At 54.1% G+C, this 21,135-nt stretch carries 17 protein-coding genes; 5 read left to right on the top strand and 12 right to left on the bottom strand.

The window, feature by feature from the left end; translation table 11 throughout:
• Window positions 1-8: 8 nt before the first annotated feature.
• The 7 genes from F3I44_RS05835 to tkt all read right to left on the bottom strand — a co-directional run bounded on the left by F3I44_RS05835 (window position 9) and on the right by tkt (window position 8,427).
• Window positions 9-731, bottom strand: a complete 723-nt coding sequence (locus F3I44_RS05835; protein WP_150014177.1) for an oxidative stress defense protein — start codon at window positions 729-731, stop codon at window positions 9-11.
• Between the two features lie 144 nt (window positions 732-875).
• Entirely contained in the window at window positions 876-1,499 is a 624-nt protein-coding gene (argO, locus tag F3I44_RS05830) for an arginine exporter ArgO (RefSeq protein ID WP_150014179.1), read from the bottom strand.
• Between the two features lie 124 nt (window positions 1,500-1,623).
• Window positions 1,624-2,511, bottom strand: coding sequence for a small-conductance mechanosensitive channel MscS (mscS, locus tag F3I44_RS05825; RefSeq protein WP_150014181.1), 888 nt, complete (start codon window positions 2,509-2,511; stop codon window positions 1,624-1,626).
• A gap of 188 nt (window positions 2,512-2,699) precedes the next feature.
• The gene (gene fbaA / locus F3I44_RS05820) at window positions 2,700-3,779 is read right to left on the bottom strand and encodes a class II fructose-bisphosphate aldolase (protein ID WP_013358958.1); all 1,080 of its coding nucleotides are present in this window, start codon (window positions 3,777-3,779) and stop codon (window positions 2,700-2,702) included.
• A gap of 105 nt (window positions 3,780-3,884) precedes the next feature.
• On the bottom strand, window positions 3,885-5,048 hold the full coding sequence (pgk, locus tag F3I44_RS05815) for a phosphoglycerate kinase (RefSeq protein WP_150014184.1): 1,164 nt from the start codon (window positions 5,046-5,048) through the stop codon (window positions 3,885-3,887).
• Between the two features lie 51 nt (window positions 5,049-5,099).
• Window positions 5,100-6,119 carry an erythrose-4-phosphate dehydrogenase gene (epd, locus tag F3I44_RS05810; protein WP_150014186.1) on the bottom strand — a complete coding sequence of 340 codons (1,020 nt, stop codon included), beginning with the start codon at window positions 6,117-6,119 and terminating at the stop codon, window positions 5,100-5,102.
• A gap of 313 nt (window positions 6,120-6,432) precedes the next feature.
• Window positions 6,433-8,427: a transketolase gene (tkt, locus tag F3I44_RS05805; protein WP_150014188.1), complete on the bottom strand. Its 1,995-nt coding sequence runs from the start codon at window positions 8,425-8,427 to the stop codon at window positions 6,433-6,435.
• Window positions 8,428-8,698: 271 nt separating this feature from the next.
• On the opposite strand from tkt, the gene F3I44_RS05800 reads away from it, so the two are divergent.
• Window positions 8,699-9,454 carry a M48 family metallopeptidase gene (locus F3I44_RS05800; RefSeq protein WP_150014190.1) on the top strand — a complete coding sequence of 252 codons (756 nt, stop codon included), beginning with the start codon at window positions 8,699-8,701 and terminating at the stop codon, window positions 9,452-9,454.
• A 59-nt stretch (window positions 9,455-9,513) separates the two neighbouring features.
• On the opposite strand, the gene F3I44_RS05795 is transcribed toward F3I44_RS05800, so the two are convergent.
• From F3I44_RS05795 to speA, 3 genes are all read right to left on the bottom strand, one after another.
• A complete protein-coding gene (locus F3I44_RS05795) occupies window positions 9,514-9,924 on the bottom strand; it encodes a YidB family protein (RefSeq protein WP_150014192.1) in 411 nt (136 codons plus the stop codon).
• Window positions 9,925-10,111: 187 nt separating this feature from the next.
• On the bottom strand, window positions 10,112-11,032 hold the full coding sequence (speB, locus tag F3I44_RS05790) for an agmatinase (RefSeq protein ID WP_010248847.1): 921 nt from the start codon (window positions 11,030-11,032) through the stop codon (window positions 10,112-10,114).
• Window positions 11,033-11,202: 170 nt separating this feature from the next.
• Window positions 11,203-13,179, bottom strand: coding sequence for a biosynthetic arginine decarboxylase (speA, locus tag F3I44_RS05785; RefSeq protein ID WP_150014194.1), 1,977 nt, complete (start codon window positions 13,177-13,179; stop codon window positions 11,203-11,205).
• Between the two features lie 843 nt (window positions 13,180-14,022).
• Here speA and metK point away from each other — a divergent pair.
• Both metK and F3I44_RS05775 read left to right on the top strand, forming a co-directional pair.
• Complete coding sequence (gene metK / locus F3I44_RS05780; RefSeq protein WP_150014196.1) at window positions 14,023-15,174, top strand: methionine adenosyltransferase; 1,152 nt, start codon at window positions 14,023-14,025, stop codon at window positions 15,172-15,174.
• A gap of 533 nt (window positions 15,175-15,707) precedes the next feature.
• On the top strand, window positions 15,708-17,105 hold the full coding sequence (locus F3I44_RS05775; RefSeq protein ID WP_098052428.1) for a sugar porter family MFS transporter: 1,398 nt from the start codon (window positions 15,708-15,710) through the stop codon (window positions 17,103-17,105).
• An 80-nt stretch (window positions 17,106-17,185) separates the two neighbouring features.
• Here the strand turns inward: F3I44_RS05775 and F3I44_RS05770 are convergent, their stop codons facing one another.
• Together F3I44_RS05770 and F3I44_RS05765 are read right to left on the bottom strand one after the other, a co-directional pair.
• On the bottom strand, window positions 17,186-18,454 hold the full coding sequence (locus F3I44_RS05770; protein WP_223811654.1) for an O-antigen ligase: 1,269 nt from the start codon (window positions 18,452-18,454) through the stop codon (window positions 17,186-17,188).
• Window positions 18,444-19,589 carry a glycosyltransferase gene (locus F3I44_RS05765; protein WP_150014198.1) on the bottom strand — a complete coding sequence of 382 codons (1,146 nt, stop codon included), beginning with the start codon at window positions 19,587-19,589 and terminating at the stop codon, window positions 18,444-18,446. The genes F3I44_RS05770 and F3I44_RS05765 overlap by 11 nt, the downstream gene beginning before the upstream one ends.
• 210 nt (window positions 19,590-19,799) lie before the next feature.
• Here F3I44_RS05765 and F3I44_RS05760 point away from each other — a divergent pair, with 210 nt between their 5' ends.
• Both F3I44_RS05760 and endA read left to right on the top strand, forming a co-directional pair.
• Window positions 19,800-20,312 carry a SprT family zinc-dependent metalloprotease gene (locus F3I44_RS05760; RefSeq protein ID WP_150014234.1) on the top strand — a complete coding sequence of 171 codons (513 nt, stop codon included), beginning with the start codon at window positions 19,800-19,802 and terminating at the stop codon, window positions 20,310-20,312.
• Between the two features lie 76 nt (window positions 20,313-20,388).
• A complete protein-coding gene (gene endA, locus F3I44_RS05755) occupies window positions 20,389-21,093 on the top strand; it encodes a deoxyribonuclease I (RefSeq protein ID WP_150014200.1) in 705 nt (234 codons plus the stop codon).
• The last annotated feature ends 42 nt before the right edge of the window (window positions 21,094-21,135 follow it).

Raw genomic sequence — 21,135 nt, 5'->3', positions numbered from 1 at the left:
GTTTTGCATTATGGCGTGTTGGGCTTGAGCTCAAACACCACATCGACCTGATCGTCAAAGTTAATGCTCTGCTGATCGTAGGTTTCCTGCGCCGAAGTATCTGCCGCAGCCGCCGCTTTATACATGCGGTTCATTGGCATCGGCTGATAGTTGGCAACCTGATAACGAATGCTGTAGATGGATCCCAGCTTCGCGTTGAAACCTTCAGCCAGCTGTGATGCCTGCTGAGTCGCGTTTTTAATCGCGGCTTTACGCGCCTGCTCTTTGTAGCTTTCCGGGTTTGCCACGCCTAACTCGACGCTGCGCACCTCATTCAGACCGGACTTCAGCGCCCCGTCCAGCAGATCGTTCAGCTTGTCCAGCTGACGCAGGGTGACCTGCACCTGACGCACCGCGCGGTAGCCTTTCAGTACCGATTTACCCTCTTTGGTGTAATCGTACTCAGGCTGTGTGCTCAGGTTAGCTGCATCGATATCTTTCTTCTCAATGCCGTTTTTTTGCAGAAAATCGAAATATTGCGCAACCCGGCTATCCGCCTGCTTTTTCGCATCTGCGGCATCTTTTGACGAGACGTTCACCACGATAGAGAGGGTGGCGATATCGGGACGGGCATCGACCGTTGCCTTGCCAGAGGTCACCACGTGCGGTCCGTTTGGTAACTCATCAGCGTATACGCCAGGCAATGCCCCGGCGCTCATGATTGCGGCCAGAGCCAATGCTTTCAGTTTCATGAAAGTCCTCCTTGAAAAGGTCACTATGACGGCTTCTAACCGGCGAAGCCCAACAGCGCATCGGTATGCGCCATGCTTTGAGTGGTCATTATGGCAAAAGTTCGCCCGCGGCGCGGCAATTACCGGCGCGGATCGCAGCCGTGATCAAAAACCGGCCATGCCCTGGCGTGCCAGTTGCAGGGCGATAAACCACATTACCGCGCCTACCAGCAGGTTAATGATGCGCTGAGCTTTCGCGGTACGCAGGCGTGGTGAGAGCCACGCGGCCAACAGAGCCAGGCCGAAGAACCACAGGATTGACGCACTGATGGTGCCCAGCGCGAACCACTGACGCGCCGTGGTGGTCGGCAACTGACCGCCAAGACTGCCCAGCACCACAAAGGTGTCGAGGTAGACGTGCGGATTGAGCCAGGTCACCGCCAGCAGCGTCGCGATGATGCGTCCCCTGCTCTGCTTTAACGACGCACCATCTGTCAGATCGGCCTCACCGCGAAAAGCACTGCGCAACGCGCCCCAGCCATACCACAGCAGAAAAGCCACGCCCGCCCAGGTGATGACCATCAGTAGCAGCGGAGACTGGCTCAGCAAGGCGCTGCCGCCAAAGATACCGCCGCATATCAGCAGAATGTCGCTCAGCGAGCAGAGTGCCGCCGTCATCAGATGGTATTGACGTTTTACGCCCTGATTCATTACAAATGCGTTTTGCGGACCCAGCGGCAGAATCAGCGCGGCCCCCAGGGCCAGTCCCTGAAAGTAGAGTGATATCATAGAATTACGTCCTCACATCGTCAGATGCGAAGAAGTATAAAGAGATGAGATGATTAGAGGAAATTTAAAGAATTAATCTGCTATTAGCAAAATTAATGGGCGACAGGCGTCGCCCATTAACCGATTACTGCGCCTGCGACTGAGTTTCGGACGCGGTTGCCTCTGACGGTCTGACACGGTGCAGATGCACATCCATCTGCGGATAAGGAATACCAATTCCTTTACCATCCAGCGCACGTTTGAAGTTCTTCAGCAGGTCCCAGTACACGTCCTGCAGATCGCCGCTGTTGCTCCAGCAGCGCACCACAAAGTTCATGGAGGAAGCGGCCAGCTCGTTCAGACCAACCTGCACGCCTTTATCCTGCAATACACGGTTGTCAGCGTCGACCACTTCACGCAGCAGTGTCAGAACCTCATCAACATCAGCATCGTAAGAGACGCCAATGATAAATTCATTACGGCGAACCGGCTCACGCGAGAAGTTAACGATGTTTCCGGCAAGAATTTTACCGTTAGGCACCACCACTCGCTTGCCGTCGGCTGACTTAAGCGTCGTGGAGAAGATCTGCACGTTCATTACCGTACCCATGATCCCCCCCAGATCAACGAACTCACCGGCACGGAAGTGACGGAAAATCACCAGCAGTACGCCCGCAGCAAGGTTTGACAGAGAATCTTTTAGTGCCAGACCGACAGCCAGACCCGCTGCACCAAGGATAGCGATGACCGAGGTTGTCTGCACACCAATGCGTCCGAGCGCCGCGATAAGCGTGAAGGCGATAATACCGTAGCGCACCAGCGCCGACAGAAAATCAGCAACGGTCGTATCAATATGACGCGCGCGCAGCAGACGATTAACGGTATTAGAGATGATGCGTGCAATCATCATCCCCACAAAGATAATCGCAATAGCTGCGACGATGTTTACCGCATAGCTAATCAGCAGCTCCTGGTTGCGAACTATCCAGTTACCCGCGTTGTTGAGCTCATCAAACATACCCGTATCCTGCATGGAACCATCCTGTAATTAAATTGCCCGGGGAAATAACAACACATTGTCAGAACCGCTCTGACAATCCCTGACAAAAGGGTAAACAATAATTGGCGGTGTGCCAAACCTGCATGACTTTTGACATAAATCTGACAAAAAAAGGACAAAAAAAAGGCCCTTTCGGGCCTTTTTTGTACTGAATGAATCAGTTACAGCACGTCGACAGCGTTAAGCTCTTTGAAAGCCTGCTCCAGACGCACAACCATTGAGGCCTGGGCAGAACGCAGCCAGACGCGTGGGTCGTAGTATTTTTTGTTTGGCTTGTCGTCGCCTTCCGGGTTACCCAGCTGCGACTGCAGATAGCCTTCGTTCTTTTTGTAGTACTGCAGGATGCCGTCCCAGGTGGCCCACTGGGTGTCGGTATCGATGTTCATCTTGATCACGCCGTAGCTGATAGACTCTTCGATTTCTGCAGCTGAAGAACCTGAACCGCCGTGGAAAACGAAGTCCAGCGCGTTGTGCGGCAGGCCATGTTTTTCACACACATATTTCTGCGAATCACGCAGAATGGTTGGGGTCAGTTTCACGTTACCTGGCTTGTAAACGCCGTGAACGTTACCGAATGAAGCTGCAATGGTGAAGCGCGGGCTGATTGCATGCAGTTTTTCGTACGCGTAGTTCACATCTTCTGGCTGGGTGTAGAGCGCAGAGGCGTCCATATGGCTGTTATCCACGCCATCTTCTTCACCACCGGTACAGCCCAGTTCGATTTCCAGCGTCATGTCGAGTTTCGCCATACGCGCCAGGTACTTGCTGCTGATCTCGATGTTCTCTTCCAGAGACTCTTCTGACAGGTCGATCATGTGAGAAGAGAAAAGTGGTTTACCGTTTTTCTGGAAGTACTCTTCACCTGCGTCCAGCAGACCGTCGATCCATGGCAGCAGTTTCTTGGCACAGTGGTCAGTGTGCAGGATCACCGGCACGCCATACTGCTCAGCCATCAGGTGAACATGGTGTGCACCCGCGATAGCGCCGAAAATGGCCGCGCCCTGTGGTTTATCAGTCTTAAAGCCTTTACCTGCGATAAATGCAGCACCACCGTTAGAGAACTGAATGATGATGGGCGCTTTAACCTTCGCAGCAGCTTCCAGTGCGGCATTGATAGAGTCGGTGCCGACGCAGTTTACGGCTGGCAGTGCGAACTTGTTCTCTTTCGCAACTTTGAAGATCTTCTGTACGTCATCACCAGTGACAACGCCGGGTTTTACGAAATCAAAAATTTTAGACATGATTGTGTCCTGTTTCGTGACCGTTGTTCCCGCTCGGGAACCTCGATTTAAACGCCCAGACGGGCAAGACTTCAGGCGATGCCACCAGGCATCGCCCCCAAAGGATTACTGCTTCGCACGCTCTTCCAGCATAGCAACTGCAGGCAGCTTTTTGCCTTCCACGAACTCAAGGAACGCGCCGCCGCCGGTAGAAATGTAGGAAATTTTGTCTTCAATGCCGAACAGGTCGATAGCCGCTAAGGTATCGCCACCGCCAGCAACAGAGAAGGCATCGCTGTCTGCAATGGCGTTCGCCACGATCTCGGTGCCTTTACGGAAGTTAGGGAACTCGAACACGCCAACCGGGCCGTTCCACAGGATGGTTTTCGCATCCTTCAGGATAGCCGCCATCGCCTGGGCGGTTTCATCACCAAAATCCATAATCTCTTCGTTATCCGCGACTTCCGAAACCTTTTTCACGGTCGCTGGCGCAGTTTCAGAGAATTCTGTGCCGACGCGTGAGTCAGTCGGAACCGGGATACCATGCTGATCGCGCAGGCCTTTGGCCGCTTCAACGAAGTCTGGTTCATAGAGTGATTTACCGACTTTGTTATCGATAGCCACGAAGGTGTTCGCAATGCCGCCGCCCACAATCACGGTGTCCGCGATTTTGACCAGAGACTGCAGCACGTCAAATTTGGTAGAGACTTTAGAACCGCCGACGACAGCCACCAGCGGACGCTCCGGGTTGCTCATGACTTTACCCAGCGCTTCGAGTTCTGCAGAGAGCAGCGGACCCGCACAGGCGACAGGGGCAAATTTGCCGACGCCGTGGGTAGACGCCTGCGCACGGTGCGCAGTACCAAAGGCGTCCATCACGAAAACGTCGCACAGCGCAGCATATTTTTTAGACAGCGCTTCGTCGTCTTTCTTTTCGCCTTTGTTAAAGCGAACGTTTTCCAGCACAACCAGTTCGCCAGCGCCGACTTCAACGCCATCGAGGTAATCTTTTGCCAGGGTCACATTGGTGCCGCTCAGCTTCTCTTTCAGGTAGTTAACTACCGGCAGCAGCGAGAACTCTTCGTTGTACTCACCTTCGGTCGGACGACCCAGGTGGGAGGTAACCATCACTTTCGCGCCCTGTTTCAACGCCGCTTCAATGGTTGGCAGAGAAGCACGGATACGTGCATCAGACGTCACTTTACCTTCTTTAACTGGTACGTTCAGATCGGCACGGATCAGAACGCGTTTGCCAGCCAGATCCAGATCGGTCATCTTAATTACAGACATGGTGAACCCTCTCGTTGATTCTCATAAGTTTTGCCAGACGCAAACCGCGTCTTACCTGAAACCGCTTGCGGCCATCGCTAACGTCGTGTCGAGCATTCGGTTAGCAAAGCCCCATTCGTTGTCACACCAGACCAGGGTCTTGATAAGGTGTTGACCGCTGACCCGCGTTTGTGTTCCATCCACAATGGCACTGTGCGGATCATGGTTAAAATCTACTGAGACTAACGGTAATTCCGTATAGTCAACTATACCACGAAATGCCCCTTCTGCCGCGCTCCGCAACAGGGTGTTAACATCACACGCTGTCACCGCGTTATGCACAGAAACGCTGAGATCAATGGCCGTCACGTTAATCGTCGGGACGCGAACGGCTATCGCCTCAAAGCGATCGTTGAATTTCGGAAAAATACGGGTAATGCCGGCCGCCAGACGCGTATCTACCGGGATGATCGACTGACTGGCTGCGCGTGTGCGGCGCAGATCGCTGTGATAGGCGTCGATTACCTGCTGATCGTGCATCGCCGAGTGGATCGTAGTGACGGTACCGGATTCAATTCCAAACGCATCATCCAGCAGTTTAATGACCGGAATAATGCAGTTCGTCGTACAGGACGCGTTGGAAACGATGCGGTCGCTGGCGGTCAGCGCCTGCTGGTTAACGCCATACACCACCGTGGCGTCGAGATCGTTGCCGCCGGGATGAGAGAACAGCACTTTTTTAGCGCCAGCCTGCAGATGCGCTTCGCCATCAGCCCGCGAGCCATAAACGCCGGTGCAGTCCAGCACCACATCCACATCGAGTTCACGCCAGGGCAAACTGGCAATGTCTGCACGGTGCAGGATGCGCAGGGTATCACCCCCCACCCACATCACATCGCGCTCCTGACGGACGTCAAAAGCAAAACGGCCATGGCTGGTGTCGTATTTCAGCAGGTGCGCCATACCGGTGGCTTCTGCCAGCTCGTTAATGGCGACCACAGTGATCTCTGCACGTCGGCCCGTTTCATAGAGCGCGCGCAGGACGTTGCGTCCAATCCGGCCAAAACCATTTATCGCTATCCGTACCGTCATTTCTCTCCTGCCACGTCAGACTGAAAAAAACGTGCCGTTAGCCTGAGCGTTTCACTGCATTTTGTACAGGAGATTCTTACCCGGCATTGTCCGAAATCAGGGCAATATGCACACCGACTGAAACGGTTCAGCCACAATAATAGAAGGAAGGAATAACAGGAATGACTGTGATCAATCTGACTGCTTAAATTTGGATCTGCGTCACAAATTCGGGCCATTGTCAGTTATTACTGGAGGAATAATAAATAAAGGGACGACAATTTCGCCCCTCTTGTTTCACTGCCAGACGGGAACGGACCCGCCTGGCCGGTTTTTACGCCAGCAGCGCCTTCGCTTTCGCGACCACGTTGTCGACGGTGAAGCCAAACAGTTCAAACAGCTGATCCGCAGGTGCAGATTCACCGAAGCTGGTCATACCCACGATAGCGCCGTTCAGTCCGGTGTATTTGAACCAGTAATCCGCGATGCCCGCTTCGATAGCGACGCGTGCGCTGACCGCTTTCGGCAATACAGATTCGCGGTACTCATCGCTCTGCTTGTCAAAAGCATCCGTTGACGGCATAGAGACCACGCGTACTTTGCGGCCTTCGCTGGTGAGTTTGTCCCAGGCACCGACAGCCAGTTCAACTTCTGAACCGGTGGCGATCAGGATCAGCTCAGGGGTGCCGTCGCACTCTTTCAGCACATAACCGCCACGTGCCACGTTAGCCAGCTGTGTAGCATCACGTTCCTGCTGCGCCAGGTTCTGACGAGAGAAAATCAGCGCGGTCGGGCCATCTTTACGCTCAATGGCATATTTCCACGCCACCGCAGATTCAACCTGGTCACAGGGACGCCACAGGCTCATGTTTGGTGTGGTACGCAGGCTCGCCATCTGCTCAACCGGCTGATGCGTCGGGCCATCTTCGCCCAGACCGATAGAGTCGTGCGTGTAGACCATGATCTGACGGATCTTCATCAGTGCCGCCATACGCGCGGCATTACGCGCATACTCCACGAACATCAGGAAGGTGGCGGTGTACGGCAGGAAGCCGCCATGCAGCGCCAGGCCATTAGCGATAGCGGTCATACCGAACTCGCGCACGCCGTAATGGATGTAGTTACCCGCTGCATCTTCGTTGATTGGCTTAGACCCAGACCAGATAGTCAGGTTGCTCGGTGCCAGGTCGGCTGAGCCGCCCAGGTATTCCGGCAGAATTTTACCAAAGGCTTCGATAGCGTTTTGTGAGGCTTTACGGCTGGCGATCTTCGCCGGGTTCGCCTGCAGCTGCTCAACGAACTTCTGTGACTCTTCCTGCCAGTTAGCGGGCAGTTCGTTGCTGACGCGACGTTTGAACTCGGCAGCCAGTTCAGGATGTGCCTGCGCATACGCAGCGAATTTCTCATCCCATGCAGATTCTTTCGCCTGGCCCGCTTCTTTCGCGTCCCACTCAGCGTAGATGTCAGAAGGAATAACGAATGGCGCGTGGTTCCAGCCCAGCTGTTTACGGGTCAGTGCCACTTCATCATCACCCAGCGGTGCGCCGTGTGAATCATGCGTACCCGCTTTGTTCGGTGAACCAAAGCCGATAACGGTTTTGCACATTAGCAGTGAAGGCTTGTCGCTGACGCTTTTCGCTTCGTCGATCGCTTTAGCAATCGCATCCGCATCGTGACCATCAACGCCGCGCACTACGTGCCAGCCATACGCTTCGAAGCGCTTCGCGGTGTCATCGGTGAACCAGCCATCAATGTGACCGTCGATGGAGATACCGTTGTCATCATAGAACGCAACCAGTTTGCCCAGCTTCAGCGTACCGGCCAGCGAGCAGACTTCGTGCGAGATACCTTCCATCATGCAACCATCACCCATGAAGACATAGGTGTTGTGGTCTACGATGTCATGACCCGGACGGTTGAACTGTGCGGCCAGCGTGCGCTCCGCAATGGCGAAGCCGACTGCGTTTGCAATGCCCTGCCCCAGCGGGCCGGTGGTGGTTTCAACGCCCACGGTGTAGCCATATTCCGGGTGACCTGGAGTTTTTGAGTGCAGCTGGCGGAAGTTTTCCAGTTCGCTCAGTGGCAGATCGTAGCCGGTCAGATGCAGCAGGCTGTAGATCAGCATGGAGCCATGGCCGTTAGAGAGGACGAAACGGTCACGGTCGGCCCACAGCGGGTTGGTTGGGTTGTGGTTCAGGTAGCCGCGCCAGAGTACTTCAGCGATGTCCGCCATGCCCATTGGGGCACCCGGATGTCCCGATTTCGCTTTCTGTACTGCATCCATACTTAACGCACGAATGGCGTTGGCAAGCTCTTTACGAGAGGGCATTTTCTACTCCAGGTCGGATTAATGCTTCGCGCCTTAACTTATTGTTATTAATGAGTTAGTGGGCAAAACAAGGAAAAAGTTGCCCATCAATGTACATGAAAATCGGGGCAAAAGTACATGCTGTAAAACGCTAAATGTAACCGCTTCGTATGGCTTTTCCGGCCAACTCTGCTAGCAAAGTCCAGAGTGGCACGCTATAACCAAATCGTTTATTCACCTGAGTGAGTTTCAGGTGTTTGTTTTTCTTACCTTGTTATGAATGGGATAGAGCATGAAAATCCAGAAAACGGTGTTAGCGCTTGGGCTGGCAACGCTGCTCAGCGGCTGTCAGGGTTTAGACAATAATGCGCTGATGCAGTCGGGCGCGCAGGCGTATCAGGCTTATTCCCTGAGCGACGATCAGGTTAAGCAGCTCAGCGATAAATCCTGTGAGCAGATGGACAAAGATAATCAGGTTGCGCCTGCAGGCAGCGAGTATCAGCAGCGCCTGAACAAGATCGCCGCCGCGCTGGGCGACAACATCAACGGCGTTCCGGCGAACTACAAGGTTTATCAGACCAAAGATGTCAACGCCTGGGCGATGGCGAACGGCTGTATCCGCGTTTACAGCGGCCTGATGGATATGATGACCGATAATGAAGTGGAAGGCGTTCTGGGCCATGAGATGGGGCACGTGGCGTTAGGCCATACGCGTAAGGCAATGCAGCTGGCGTATGCCACGACCGCAGCCCGCACGGCAGCGGCCTCGGTGGGCGGCGTGATCGGTTCACTGTCTCAGTCGCAGCTGGGTGAAATGGGTGAAAAACTGGTGAATGCACAGTTCTCCCAGACGCAGGAATCGCAGGCGGATGACTACTCTTACGATTTGATGAAGAAGCGCAATATCAATCCGGAAGGCCTGGTGACCAGCTTTGAGAAACTGGCGAAACTGGAACAGGGACGTCAGAGTTCAATGTTTGACTCGCACCCTGCTTCGGAAGCACGCGCCGAGCACATCCGTGAGCGTATTGCTGCTGACGCGAAGTAACGCATAACCAGGCGCATGCACCGTGCATGCGCCTGGAGAGTCTGGTCAGTATCCGTGGCCTAACGTTTGAATATCTGATCTACCATCGAACCTAAATCGAGTTTGTTCTCGTGCAGCGATGCTTCATCCATGTGCCCCTGAGGTGACATCTTATCGATTAACTGCGGCAGGATCACCGCCAGCGTGCCCGCGGCACCTTTCACGTCGGTTCCCAGCTTATCCGCCAGTGACTGCAGTTCCGCCTCACCAAACGCTGAGTGGATGTCGCTATGTTCTACCGGCTGATTTGACCCGGTGCCGATCCACGAACCAAACACCTCACCCAGCCCGCCCTGCTGGAATTTTTGCAGCAGCACTTCGATGCCGCCCTGCTCCTGTACCCAGTGCCAGACCGCCTGCAGCTGCCCAGGCAGATGCCCGTCACTCTGGTTACCCTGCAGCGCTCCCGCCAGTTCATCCAGAAAGCCCATAATTGCCTCCACGTTGAGAATTGATATCCGTCAGTTTAGTTGCTGATGCGCGGTTATGCCTGAGGCGCGTGCGGTATCAAAGGGGAGAATAAACAGGGGGAAGCGCATGGGAGTCGTTGGGAGTATTTCGCCGCATCCGGCAGCAGCGCAAAGCCTGCCGGGTTGACCCGGCAGGCTCAGGACAGAATTAGCCCTTGTTCACGGCCTGAACATGCAGCATATCCAGTGCCAGCGTCGCCGCCGCCAGAGCCGTTAAATCTGCATGGTCGTAACCCGGTGCCACTTCGACCAGATCCATGCCGACAATGTTCATACCCTGCAGGCCACGAATCAGCTTAGTCGCTTTATCGGTGGTCAGGCCGCCAATGACCGGCGTGCCGGTGCCAGGCGCATGGGCCGGATCCAGACAGTCGATGTCGAAGGTCAGATAAACCGGCAAATCGCCGACGGTGCGTTTTACTTCGGCGAGGATATCGTCAACGCTGCGGTCATTGACCTGCGCCGCATCCAGCACGTTGAAGCCCAGGCTCTTGTCGAACTCGGTACGGATACCGATCTGCACGGAGTGCTGTGGATCGATCAGACCCTCTTTCGGCGCGGTAAAGAACATGGTGCCGTGGTCAAAGGTCGGGCCGTTGGAATAGGTGTCGGTATGGGCATCAAAATGCACCAGCGCCATCTTGCCGAAATGTTTTGCATGAGCGCGAAGCAGTGGCAGTGTGACGTAGTGATCGCCACCAAAGGTCATCATGCGCTTGCCATTGGCCAGCAGTTTTTCAGCATGGGCCTGTAACTTATCAGAGAGGTCCTGCGAGTCACCGAAGGCGTAAACCAGATCGCCACAGTCGACGACGTTCAGGCGCTGGCGCAGGTCGAAATCCCACGGCCAGCGGCAGCCTTCCCAGGCCAGATTAGTAGAGATCTGGCGGATTGCGCCCGGACCCAGGCGGCTGCCCGGACGACCGGAAGTGGCAGCATCAAACGGCACGCCGGTGATAACCCACTCGGCGTCGCTGTCGTAAGGCTGGAAATTCAGCGGAAAACGCATGAAGCCAAAGGCGTTAGAAACCAGGGAGTTGTCGTACTGATTGCCAAGCGTGTTATACATAATTGCTCTCTCTATGTGCGTAAGACGGGCCAGGCCCGCAAGCCATTAAGGTTGAGATGAAAAAAATCCCCTCCGCGTCGTTAGGCCCGACGAGGAAGGGATTGAGTGGTTCAGATTATCGACATAGTTAACGGCAACTGCAATATGCGATTGCGGGCTGCCGAAGCCGATTACTCATCTTCTAAATAGGTGTATCCGTAGAGGCCGCTCTCAAACTCTTCCAGGAACTGCGCGCGCAGCTCGTCGTCGAGATCGGATCCCTGCACCTGATTGCGGAACAGCGCCATCAGCTCGTTAGGATCAAGCTGCACGTAACGCAGCATGTCAGCCACGGTGTCACCCTCATCCGAAAGCTGGACTTCAACTTCGCCATTTTCGCGTGCGTAGACATCCACCGCTTCGGTGTCACCGAACAGGTTGTGCATATTGCCCAGGATTTCCTGATAAGCCCCAACCATAAAGAAGCCCAGCATTGGCGGGTTATCAACGTCATATTGCGGCATCGGCATGGTGGTTGCGATACCGTCGCCATCGACGTAGTGATCGATGGTGCCATCAGAGTCACAGGTGATGTCGAGCAGCACGGCACGACGCTCTGGCTTCTTGTTCAGCCCTTCCAGCGGCAGGACCGGGAACAGCTGATCGATACCCCACGCATCCGGCATAGACTGGAACAGCGAGAAGTTAACGTAGATCTTATCCGCCATCCGCTCCTGCAGTTCGTCGATAATCGGACGGTGCGCACGGTTGCTGGGATCAAGATGCTGCTGAATGTAGTGGCAGATGCTCAGATAGAGCTGCTCAGCCCATGAACGCTGCTTGAGATCGTAAGTGCCAGACGCGTAGCCGGTATGGATATCAGACAGATCCATCTGGCTGTCGTGCAGCCATTCACGTAGCGAACGGCGGGTGTCCGGCTCGTGCATCTCCTGCCAGGTTTCCCACATGCTGAGGATCGGGCGCGGCGCATCCACATCCGGCGTTTCGGGTTCGCTGAACTCGTTACGCTCCACACCGATGATGTTGGAGACCAGCACCGTGTGGTGCGCGGTCACGGCACGTCCGGACTCAGTGATCACCGTCGGATGGTCCAGACCGTGCTCATCACAGGCAGAGCCAATCGCCCAGATCACATTGTTAGCGTACTCATTCAGGCCATAGTTGACCGAGCAGTCAGACTGCGAGCGTGTGCCTTCGTAATCGACGCCCAGACCGCCGCCGACGTCGAAACATTTGATGTTAACGCCCAGCTTCGCCAGTTCGACGTAGAAGCGCGCCGACTCACGCACACCGGTAGCGATGTCGCGAATATTGGACATCTGCGAACCCAGATGGAAGTGCAGTAGCTGCAGGCTGTCGATGCGACCTGCTTCACGCATGATCTCAACCAGCTTCAGCACCTGGGTCGCGGACAGGCCAAACTTCGACTTTTCGCCGCCACTCGATTGCCATTTACCGGAGCCCTGTGAAGCCAGACGTGCACGGATACCGAGACGCGGCACCACATTCAGACGTTCTGCTTCTTCCAGCACCAGCCGTACTTCTGTCATCTTCTCCAGCACCAGATAGACTTTGTGGCCCATCTTCTCGCCGATCAGCGCCAGACGAATATATTCACGGTCTTTATAGCCGTTACAGACAATCACCGAGCGCGTCTGACCGGCGTGCGCCAGCACCGCCATCAGCTCTGCTTTCGAACCCGCTTCCAGTCCCAGCGGCTCGCCACAGTGGATCAGCGACTCAATCACGCGTTTATGCTGGTTAACTTTGATTGGGTAAACCAGGAAGTAGTCGCCTTTGTAACCGTAAGATTCACGTGCACGCTTAAAGGCGGCGTTAATCGAACGCAGACGGTGTTGCAGAATCTGTGGGAAGCAGAATAAGGCAGGCAGACGCTGGCCCTGTGCTTCGCGCTCTTTCACCAGACGGGCTAAATCGACGCGCACATCCGGACGATCCGGATCGGGGCAGACACTGATGTGGCCCAGTTCGTTAACGTCGTAATAGTTGTTGCCCCACCAGGCGATGTTGTACGTACGCAACATTTTGCTCGCATCCTGATCGTTCATTGCAACCTCCTGCATGGAGCGGAGTGTACCCTGTTCGCCAGCTGACGAACCTTTGATATTCTTCATGTCGTCAGACATCGCGAACCTCAATTTTCCGTTGAAAGATAAAACTGTTAACCGGCTTTATGGCCGCTAATCTGAAAACCTGTTGCCACATTAAATGCACTGTCCTGTTCACCTGACATTGCCGTCAGCGCGATTCGCGCATGAGAGTTAAGTGTAAAACACCCTGGCCATCTCCGTTGAAACTGAGAACATTTAACCGATCACTATTGACCATGGATAATCTGCGTCGTTCCGCTGCGCGGACGCAGAGAAGAGACAAAACCGATCGAGCAGAGATAAAGATTAGCCGGCACCTGTGTCGGTAAAATTACCGCATCGGACGTCGTGTCGGCAGAAAAGAGGAACAGATGGGAAGCAGGAGAGAGCCAGCGCCACGCCGCAGCGCAGAGAATCGGAAAGAGAAAAAGCGTGGTTCATTACTTGTATCACCTCCGCATATGCCAGGGGCACATGGAAAACAACCTGGGTGAAAGCCAGATCAGAGTCCGACAGGCGCGACGCAGACAGTGGCGTCATCCTTGCTGCGGCTAGCGAAGCAGCGGCGTTTTATACCGTTTACGGAGCTAAAAAGCAAAAAGATTATCGGGTAATTACGTGGAGTGTCAGCAAATTATGCCGATAAAGGTGACAGATAAAATGCCGAAACAGAAAAAGGGCTGGTAATTGGTTTATCCTCTATCCTAAAATAGCCGTCCAGATGGTTTTCCATCTAAACAGGTTAATATCCAGGCGGTGTTGGCCTGCTGTGCTGACACAACCTCACTGCTCGCGGCTTTGCCTGAAGGGGCGTCAGGTCAGATAACCTCACTGGCGCTATGCAGTCGAATTCAAACCATATTTAAGGTAAAGAACAGAATGGCTAAACACCTTTTTACGTCCGAGTCCGTATCAGAAGGACATCCCGATAAAATCGCCGACCAGATTTCCGATGCCGTGCTGGATGCGATCCTGGAACAGGATCCAAAAGCGCGTGTGGCCTGCGAAACCTACGTTAAAACCGGTATGGTGCTGGTTGGCGGTGAAATCACCACCAGCGCCTGGGTCGATATCGAAGAGATCACCCGTAACACCGTACGTGAAATCGGCTATGTTCATTCCGATATGGGCTTTGATGCCAACTCCTGTGCGGTATTAAGCGCGATTGGTAAACAGTCTCAGGATATCAATCAGGGCGTTGACCGTACCGATCCGCTGGAACAGGGCGCGGGCGACCAGGGCCTGATGTTCGGCTATGCCACCAACGAAACAGACGTGCTGATGCCTGCGCCGGTGACCTATGCGCACCGTCTGGTGCAGCGTCAGGCTGAAGTGCGTAAAAACGGCATCCTGCCGTGGCTGCGTCCGGATGCCAAGAGCCAGGTCACTTTCCAGTATGACGATGGCAAAATCGTCGGCATCGATGCCGTCGTGCTCTCGACCCAGCATGCGGAATCCATCAGCCAGAAAGATCTGCAGGAAGCGGTGATGGAAGAGATCATCAAGCCGGTTCTGCCAGCAGAATGGCTGAGCGCCTCAACCAAATATCACATCAACCCAACCGGTCGCTTTGTGATCGGCGGTCCGATGGGTGATTGCGGTCTGACCGGTCGTAAAATCATCGTGGATACTTACGGCGGCATGGCGCGTCACGGTGGCGGTGCGTTCTCGGGTAAAGATCCCTCAAAAGTTGACCGCTCTGCAGCTTATGCAGCGCGTTACGTGGCGAAAAATATCGTGGCGGCGGGTCTGGCTGACCGTTGTGAAATCCAGGTTTCCTACGCAATCGGCGTGGCGGAACCGACCTCCATCATGGTGGAAACCTTCGGCACAGAGAAAATCTCGACTGAACAGCTGACGCTGCTCGTACGCGAGTTCTTCGACCTGCGTCCATATGGTCTGATTCAGATGCTGGATCTGCTGCACCCAATCTATAAAGAGACCGCTGCTTATGGTCACTTTGGTCGCGAACATTTCCCGTGGGAAAAAACCGACAAAGCGGCTCTGCTGCGTGAAGCAGCTGGCCTGTAAGATCAGCGACTGCTGATGAAAACCCTGCCCCTGCGGCGGGGTTTTTTATCGCCTTTTCAGCCCCACAGCTGACCGGAGAATTTTCTCTTTCTCATACAGACTGCACGCCATATTCGCGCAGTTCATGGCTATCGTCAGACGCTATAAAAACAAATCTGCCCGACATCTCTTTCACTCTGCAGCAAATTTTCCATTCTCAGCTACACTTCTTTTCGCTTTTTCTGACGACAAAATGTTAACGATTACAAATTGAAATGCTTTGTTTTTCTGATATTTAGGAATTAACGCACGTAGTTATTATGCTGAAAATGCGTTATTTTCAGCGTCGTCTGATAGCCACTAAATAGAGCATTGTCAGAAACTCAATGAGTGCTATACCTCACTGGTTAATTAATCTTTCCGGGAAAAATATGCTGAATTTCAGGGTTTCAGCGTGTGTAAGCGATTACACTGGTGTGATCAGACTCACTTTTTTCCCGCAAAAGGTTTTTTAACATTGATAAAAACAATGATGGATAAACCTGGAGGCTCCCATGCCTGGCAATACACACAAAAGCAGAACTTCAAATAAGGCGATGACCTTATTTGTCTGCTTTCTGGCGGCCCTTGCGGGACTGCTGTTCGGTCTGGATATCGGCGTTATCGCCGGTGCTCTGCCGTTTATCGCAAAGGACTTTAACGTTACTCCTCATCAGCAGGAGTGGATCGTCAGTTCCATGATGTTTGGTGCGGCGGTCGGTGCTATCGGCAGCGGCTGGATGTCTTCCCGCCTGGGCCGTAAAAAAAGCCTGATGGCCGGTGCGATTTTGTTCGTTATCGGTTCACTCTGGTCGGCAATGTCGCCGAACCCGGAAATGCTGATCAGCGCCCGCGTTCTGCTGGGCCTGGCAGTGGGTATCGCTTCTTATACTGCCCCGCTTTATCTTTCTGAGATCGCTCCGGAAAAAATTCGCGGCAGTATGATTTCGCTTTACCAGTTGATGATCACCATCGGTATTCTGGGTGCATACCTGTCCGATACCGCCTTCAGCTTTACCGGCAACTGGCGCTGGATGCTGGGCATCATCACCATTCCGGCACTGCTTTTATTGATTGGTGTTTTCTTCCTGCCAAACAGCCCACGCTGGCTGGCGGCACGAGGCAACTTCCGTGATGCACAGCGCGTACTGGATCGTCTGCGTGACACCAGTGAGCAGGCAAAACGTGAACTGGAAGAGATTCGTGAAAGCCTGAAGATCAAACAGTCTGGCTGGGGTCTGTTCACCAGCAGCAGCCACTTCCGTCGTGCGGTCTATCTCGGCATCCTGTTGCAGGTCATGCAGCAGTTTACCGGCATGAACGTCATCATGTATTACGCACCAAAAATCTTCGAAATCGCGGGCTTCACCAACACCACCCAGCAGATGTGGGGCACGGTGATTGTAGGTCTGGTTAACGTACTGGCCACCTTCATCGCTATTGGTCTGGTGGATCGCTGGGGACGTAAACCTACGTTGATTCTGGGCTTTATGGTGATGGCAGCCGGTATGGGCGTCCTGGGTACGATGCTACATTTCGGGATCCACTCTGCGGGCGCGCAGTACTTCGCAGTAGGTATGCTGCTGATGTTCATCGTGGGTTTTGCCATGTCAGCCGGTCCGTTGATTTGGGTACTCTGTTCCGAAATTCAGCCGCTGAAAGGCCGCGATTTCGGTATCACGGTTTCCACAACCACCAACTGGATCGCCAACATGATAGTGGGTGCGACCTTCCTGACGATGCTGAATACGCTGGGCAACGCAAACACCTTCTGGGTCTACGCACTGCTTAACCTGTTCTTTATTCTGCTGACGCTGATGCTGATCCCGGAGACCAAAAACGTCTCGCTGGAACATATCGAACGTAATCTGATGGCAGGTAAAAAACTGCGCGACATCGGTTCACGCGATTAACATTACCCGATAAAAAACGCGGTAAAAAAACGGCGGGGTTTCACTGGAAACCCCGCCGTTTTTATTTGTTCAATCCATGACTACAGCGTGTTAACCCGACCTGCCGGCAATGGCTGCCGTATGCAGCAGAGTGCCAGCGCCATAATGAAAATAGTGGCTGTCTGATTATACGGCAGTACCGAATCGGTCAGTCCGCAGATAAACAGCGCCAGCATCGGCAGCGCCACGCCGCGCAGATCGCACTTCTTAAGCCAGCCGCCAGGCACAGTCAGATAGAGTAGCGCCAGCGATAGCGTACCGAGCCAGCCCTGTAGCGTGGTCACTTCCAGAAACTCATTATGCATGTTGTATTTAACGTTGGTGTAGCCTTCAACATTTAGTGGATAGTGCGCCATGATGAACTGACGCGCCTCGGTAGTGCGCGCATCCGGCGTGGCAAAACCGCCATGGTGCTCAATAAAGTTGACCGCCCCGCCCCAGATAGCCACACGTGCGCCCAGCGAGGTCGAGCTGTTTGATCCGTAGTTCTCAATGTCCTGCACCCCTTCTACCCAGCGGTTACTGGTCATCAGGATCAGCACGGCCAGCACGCCCACTAAGAGTGCGCTAACCCGCCAGTTGGTCAGCAGCGACAGCCGCCAGGTCTGCATCAGGAACAGCAGCCCCACGGCAATCAACGCAATCAGCGTTACGCGGGTGCCGCACAGGTAGAGCAAGGCAAAGGTCACCGCCAGCACAGCGATATCGGCAATCTTCCAGTATGCATGCGTCTCGTAACGGCTCAGCCACAGCCAGGCGCAATAGATAAACAGAATCATGTAGGAGGACATGGAGGCCGCTTCGGTGGTGAGCTTGATGCGGATATTCTCGGTATAGAGATGCTCATGAATACCAAAGCCCAGCGTAATCAGCAGACCGACCAGAATTAACACCTTTCCAATGCGCAGCGTGGTTGTTGAGACCCGATTGCCATAAATCGCCAGACTAAGCAGCACAAAGGCTCCCAGCAACAGCCGCTTCGCCCCCAGCAAATAGTTGCCGATATTGGTGATGGCATCGTTTGAGGGCGCGGTCTCAATCCCCTTTGTGTGTATCGCCCAGAACAGACGGAGCAGAGCGAAGATAATCAGCACAGCAAACAGGACGATATAAAAACCGTTCTCTTTAAACGCCACTCGTCTGCGCACCACGCCATACAGCACAGACGCGACGGAGAGATAAGAGACCAGATAAAATATTTTTTGCGGCAGGCCGGATACAAACATATTCAGTGCCAGTGCCAGACAGAGCGCAATAACTGAAGCATTAACCATTAACGTTAATCCATTACGGCTGCTTTTATTCGTCATGCTTAACCTCAGTCAGACGGTTAAACACACTCATCAGGTGCTTCATATAATTTTCCTCATAAAAACCGGTGATGCTCGCTTTAATAACCTGATGATCGGGAAAGTGGAAATCCCGGCTCATGCCGTTGAGAATAGCGGCAAGCGCCATGCTGTCATTGGTGGGGTAGAGCTGACCATTGAGACCGTTCTGAATAATTTCTGACGGGCCGCTGATGCAGTCGGATGAGACGCAGTAGACGCCCCGTGACATCGCCTCCAGCAGTATCAGCGGGAAGCCTTCAAAGTTCGAGGTCATGAGCAGACAGGTGACCTGTCTGATATGGCGAATGACGTACTCCCAGGCGTTCTCCTGCCAGCCATGCCAGGTAATACGATCCTGAATGCCGAGTTGCGTCACGTAGTGCTGACACTGCGTCAGATCTTCTCCGTCACCTACGATCTCCAGCGTCCACGGCGCATCCAGATGCTTCAACGCATCAAACAGATCTTTAAGCTGCTTCTGCCGCTGAAAATGGACGCGACCGATATAGAGAAACTTCAGCCCCTGCGGCCTGCCGATAACCACCTCATTACGCCTGATCGGGTTGTAGATAACGTCAACGTCAGTAGCGCGTGCACCCAACTCCACCAGCTGCTCTTTGATCTGTTTACTGATGGCAAAATGGTGATCGGCCCGCAGCAGATAATGGGGACGGTAGCGCTCCCGCGGTGGCAGGTGCATCCAGCTCGAAAGAACGATTTTACGTCCTGAGAGCGTAATGGCCCGGCGTGTCATCAGACAGGGAATGGTGTTGAGGGTCAGGACATGATCGGGCTGATAACGACGAAAGAAGGCGGCTATTCTCAGCGTGTGAATAAGATTTTTAATTTTCTTATTCCGCAGCGTGCAGACGCTCTCTGCCAGAACGGCGTTGGCGGTCCAGGCGCGGGAAAGGCTCTCCTCTCCGCTGTTGATAATAAACAGCCCCGCTTCCGTTCCGGGTTCCGCATTCAGAGCGGTAATCAGCTGGCAGGTCACATTCTCCATACCGCCGCGGCCAGCCATGAGATCGGTAACCAGCACAATACGCTGTTTCCTGATGTTATTATTTTTCATTGCGTTGTCCGTACACTGTGCCTTCCGCTTCTGATCCATTCACTCTGCAGTGAACATTAGCAACAGGATATTCTAAAAAACATCGTAACCATATTTAATCCAGAAATTTCAGCCAATAGCAGAGGCGCGCCGGGCCACTCGCCCGCGGTGGATCCTATGGCTCGAAACTGGCGGATGAGTATAGTCGCTGCGCTGTCGTTTTCGCGGGTAACGTTGAGTTCCTGGGCGACGGCGATTATTCTGAGCGCCATGAAAACACCTCGTCTCCCCATTGCCCTGCAGCAGGCCGTGATGCGCTCATTGCGCCAGTCGCTTGAGCGTGCAAATCAGGCCCTGAAAACCCATTATCCGGAACCGAAGCTGCTTTACCAGCAGCGCGGTACGGCGGCGGGCACCGCCTGGCTGGCCGCCTGGGAAATCCGCATCAATCCGGTGCTGCTGCTGGAAAACCAGCAGGCATTTATCGATGAAGTGGTGCCGCACGAGCTGGCGCATCTGCTGGTGTGGAAACAGTATGGCCGCGTCGCACCACACGGCAAAGAGTGGAAGTGGATGATGGAGCAGGTTCTGGGCGTTCCGGCACGCCGTACCCATCAGTTTGAGATCGCCTCCGTGCGCAGTAACACCTTTGCTTACCGCTGCCAGTGCCAGCAGCATCAACTGACGGTTCGCCGCCACAATCGTGTTCTGCGCAAAGAGAGTGAATATCGTTGCGTTCACTGTGGCAGCCTGCTGGTCGCAGGCGAGTTTGTCGCGTCCTGAGAACAATCCCCATTCCGCCCTATTCCACATTCTGTTAACCTGCCGCCCTTTTTTGTACCAGGAAGAAATCCGGAATATGTCTCGCATACTAAGTCTGGCGATTGCGCTGCTGTTTGCACCTGCCGCTGACGCCCTTAATCTGAATAACTATCATCAGAATAACTTCCAGCAGGCTAAAACCTTTGCGGCGGCGATTAACGCTGATGCACCGGGTTCATTCTACTGTGGCTGCAAGATTCAGTGGCAGGGCAAAAAGGGCATTCCCGATCTCAACAGCTGTGGTTATCAGGTGCGCAGGAATGCCAATCGCGCCGGGCGCATAGAGTGGGAACATGTGATGCCGGCGTGGGAGTTTGGACATCAGCGCCAGTGCTGGCAGGACGGTGGCCGCAAAAACTGCAGCAAGGACCCCGACTATCGCCGCATCGAAACCGATCTGCACAACCTGCAGCCTGCAGTGGGTGAAGTGAATGGTGACCGCGGCAACTTCGCCTACAGTCAGTGGAATGGCAGCGAGAAGCAGTACGGCCAGTGTGAGATGAAGATCGATTTCAAACTCAAACAGGCGGAGCCACCCGCGCGAGCACGAGGAGCTATTGCCCGAACCTATTTCTACATGCGCGATCAGTATCATCTGCGCATTTCGCGACAGCAGACGCAGCTGTTTACCGCCTGGGACAGGCTCTATCCTGTCACAAAATGGGAGTGCGAACGCGACCAGCGCATTGCAAAGGTTCAGGGTAATCACAATCCTTATGTGCAGCAGGCTTGCCAGCGCTAAAATCCCTGCCCTACACTAGCTTTTTTCCCCATGACGCCGCCG

This window comes from Pantoea sp. F_5, from assembly GCF_008631595.1.
Classification (GTDB): domain Bacteria; phylum Pseudomonadota; class Gammaproteobacteria; order Enterobacterales; family Enterobacteriaceae; genus Pantoea; species Pantoea gossypiicola.
This window is presented reverse-complemented; position numbering and strand designations above follow the sequence as displayed.